The 2,878-nt window shown below is 63.2% G+C and carries 4 protein-coding genes; 3 read left to right on the plus strand and 1 reads right to left on the minus strand.

From position 1 onward, the window contains the following. Positions 1–811, minus strand: an 811-nt coding sequence (locus tag EOC06_RS35350) for an A/G-specific adenine glycosylase (protein ID WP_164898936.1), incomplete at its 3' end; no start/stop codon positions are given. 53 nt (positions 812–864) lie between these two features. Here EOC06_RS35350 and EOC06_RS35355 point away from each other — a divergent pair. The 3 genes from EOC06_RS35355 to EOC06_RS35365 all read left to right on the plus strand — a co-directional run. Continuing rightward, positions 865–1,365 (plus strand): DUF721 domain-containing protein, encoded by a 501-nt coding sequence (locus EOC06_RS35355; protein ID WP_127268827.1) that lies wholly within the window; start codon positions 865–867, stop codon positions 1,363–1,365. A gap of 163 nt (positions 1,366–1,528) precedes the next feature. After that, a complete protein-coding gene (locus EOC06_RS35360) occupies positions 1,529–2,272 on the plus strand; it encodes a DsbA family protein (RefSeq protein WP_127268828.1) in 744 nt (247 codons plus the stop codon). Between the two features lie 105 nt (positions 2,273–2,377). Next, positions 2,378–2,878 (plus strand): AAA family ATPase (locus EOC06_RS35365; protein ID WP_164898937.1); only part of this gene is annotated, 501 nt, incomplete at its 3' end.

Raw genomic sequence — 2,878 nt, forward strand, 5'->3', positions numbered from 1 at the left:
CCCGCACGGCGACAAAGGCCGCGCCGTGCCGCTGCGGCTTGTCGGCCTTGGGCAGGCGCACCGGGAAGTGCTCGGGATCGCCTGAAACGACCGCGCTGCAGTCTTCGCGCAGCGGGCACAGCATGCAGCGCGGCCGGCGTGGCGTGCAGATGGTGGCGCCGAGATCCATCATCGCCTGGGCGAAGTCGCCAGGCCTTGTCCCGGGCACCATGCGCTCGACATGGGCACGGATTTCGGGCTTGGCTTCGCTCAGCGGGGTTGCGATCGAAAACAGCCGGGAGATGACGCGTTCGACATTGCCGTCGACAACGGCGGCGGGACGGTCGAAGGCAATCGCCGTGATGGCCGCCGACGTATAGGCGCCGATGCCTGGCAGTTCTCTCAAAGCCGTTTCCGTGTCGGGAAACCGGCCGCCACGCGCGGCCACAAGATCGGCACACGCCTTGAGATTGCGGGCGCGGGAGTAGTAGCCGAGCCCGGCCCAGGCCTTCATCACATCCTCCGCCGGCGCCGCGGCCAGCGCCCCGACATCGGGCCATTTCTCGACGAAAATCCGGAAATAGGCCTTCACCGCTTCGACGGTGGTCTGCTGCAGCATGACCTCGGAGAGCCAGATACGGTAGGGATCAGGCCGCACGCCGCGCGCATGCTCACGAGGCGTGATGCGCCACGGCAATTCACGGTGATGCACATCGTACCAGCCTAGCAGGCGGGACGCGATATGCCCGGATGCAGCTCTGCTGCTGTCCTCGGATGTGGCTTTGCCACTATCCCAGGATACGGTCTTGCGGGTCTGGTCTGCTGGTGCCATTGATCTGTATCGGCCTGGCCGCAATCTGCTGGGGTCGTGGCTGGAGGACGTACATGGCAGGCAGAACGCCCTACGGCAATCCCGTCCCGGTCAGCGATCTCGCGACCAGGATCCTCGATCCGGTGCTGCGCAAGCGGGCTGGCATTTCGATCGGCCTCGTCCAGTCATGGGACGAGATCGCCGGCCCGCGGCTGGCCAGCCATTCGCGCCCCGAAAAAATCCAATGGCCGCGCCGTATGCATGAGGACGATCCGTTCGAGCCGGCCGTGCTGGTCATTGCCTGCGAAGGCATGGCGGCACTTCATCTGCAGCACGAGACGGGCGAGATCATCAACCGGGTCAACGCCTTCCTCGGCTTCACCGCCATCAATCGCATCAGGATCCTGCAGAAGCCGGTGACAACCGACAAAGGAAGGCGCAAACCGGCCCTGAGGCCGCTGACGGCGGCTGAGAAGACGAAATTGTCGGGAACTGTCGGCCTCGTTGACAATGATGAACTGCGCGCCTCGCTGGAGAAACTTGGCGCGACCATTATCGGGGAGAGAAAATCATAGGCGTCTTGAAGAAAGTCATGGATTCGTAGTCAATATCTCGCATTCGTGATCGCCCTTGTCAGGTTTCGCGATTGGATTGGGGATCGAGATGCCTTAATTCGCGCCAACTCTCGCCTTTTCGTGTCTTTGCATTGCAAAATCCAACCCTTGTCAGGTGATTCGTATGAACCGTCCCCCGTTTGGCCAAAGCTTGTCTCGCAGAAACGTCCTGTCTTCGCTGGCCGCCATTCCGGCGGTGGCCCTGCTCGCCGCCTGCAGCGACTCTGGCGAGGAGGCGAAGGCCGCGGATGTGAAGCCTGCGGCCCCGGCCGCCCCCGCGACGCCGGCCACGCCGGCCGCCGCCACCGCGCCGGAAGCCCAGGGCACCGTGGACATGGCGGAATTGATGAAGCCGGGTGCGCTGCCCGACAAACAGCTTGGCAAGGACGACGCCAAGGTCACCATCGTCGAATACGCCTCGATGACCTGCCCGCACTGCGCGCATTTCGCCGAGACCACCTTTCCGGACCTGAAGACCAAGTACATCGACACCGGAAAGGCGCGCTACATCCTGCGCGAATTCCCGTTCGATCCGAGTGCCGAAGCCGGTTTTATGCTGGCGCGCTGCGCCAAGGACAACTACTACCCTATGGTCGACGTCCTGTTCAGGCAGCAGGCGAACTGGGCTGGCGTTCAGAACACCAAGGATGCACTGCTGCAAATCTCGAAGCTCGCCGGTTTTACACAGGAGTCCTTCGAGGCCTGCTTGACGGACCAGAAACTTCTGGACGATGTGAGATCGGTCCAGAAGCGTGGCGCCAATGAATTCAAGGTCGACTCGACACCGACCTTCTTCATCAACGGTAAGACCTACAAGGGGGCGATGTCGATTGAGGAAATGTCGGCCATCATCGACCCTCTGCTCTGACGTCCAGTCAGCCCTGAGGCGGCGGCGCTTCGGCGTGCGCGGCTTCCTGTCGTGCCGCGAATTCTCATCGCAAAACCACGGTAATCCGCTTAGTGGGCGGCGCGAATGAAGTTTTCGCGCCTTCGCCTCCTCGGTTTCAAGTCCTTCGTCGAGCCCGGCGAGTTCGTCATCGAACGCGGACTGACCGGCATTGTCGGGCCGAACGGCTGCGGCAAGTCGAACCTTGTCGAGGCGCTGCGCTGGGTGATGGGCGAAAGCTCCTACAAGAACATGCGCGCGTCCGGCATGGACGACGTCATCTTTTCCGGCTCGGGCACGCGCCCGGCACGCAACACCGCCGAAGTCACACTTTTCCTCGACAACAGTGACCGCTCGGCGCCCGCTGCCTTCAACGATGCCGACGAATTGCAGGTGTCGCGCCGCATCGAGCGTGAGGCCGGCTCGCTTTACCGTATCAACGGCAAGGAGGCCCGCGCCAAGGACGTGCAGCTTCTGTTCGCCGACCAGTCGACCGGTGCGCGTTCGCCGTCGATGGTCGGTCAGGGCCGTATCGGCGAACTGATCCAGGCCAAGCCGCAGGCACGCCGCGCGCTGCTCGCAGAGGCG

Source organism: Mesorhizobium sp. M7A.F.Ca.MR.362.00.0.0 (assembly GCF_004023175.1).
In the GTDB taxonomy this organism is placed as follows: domain Bacteria; phylum Pseudomonadota; class Alphaproteobacteria; order Rhizobiales; family Rhizobiaceae; genus Mesorhizobium.

Bases quoted from the DNA above. Each gene is read 5' to 3' on its own strand.
- EOC06_RS35355 (WP_127268827.1), top strand. From the start codon at position 865: ATGGCAGGCAGAACGCCCTACGGCAATCCCGTCCCGGTCAGCGATCTC.
- EOC06_RS35360 (WP_127268828.1), top strand. From the start codon at position 1,529: ATGAACCGTCCCCCGTTTGGCCAAAGCTTGTCTCGCAGAAACGTCCTG.